This is a genomic window from Vibrio sp. 10N.261.52.A1 (genome assembly GCF_002876325.1).
GTDB classification, from domain to species: Bacteria; Pseudomonadota; Gammaproteobacteria; order Enterobacterales; family Vibrionaceae; genus Vibrio; species Vibrio chagasii.
The window spans coordinates 2,192-2,464 of the sequence record NZ_MCYD01001421.1; the positions used below are offsets into that span (position 1 = coordinate 2,192).

The window sequence follows — 273 nt, forward strand, 5'->3', positions numbered from 1 at the left end:
CTCATTAAGGCTTTTAAAGCCATACGCCCGGACGTCGTCCATACGCATCACATTGGTCCATTGCTCTACGCTGGATATGCCGCGAGAATTTCGGGGGTCCCAACCCGAATCCATACAGAGCACGACGCATGGCATTTAAAAAACAACAAGCGCCGAAGACTTCAAGCCCTTGCTTTAAAAGCCGCTCAACCGACATTAGTTGCTGACGCGACCCGTGTCTATGACCAACTTCGTCATACTTTTTCATACAACAATATCATCACCATAAAAAAC

General features: G+C 47.3%; 1 protein-coding gene. It reads left to right on the top strand.

All coding sequences use genetic code 11. The features are described from left to right. Positions 1–273: glycosyltransferase (locus tag BCT81_RS28690; protein ID WP_157938900.1), on the top strand; the 273-nt coding region annotated here is incomplete at both ends.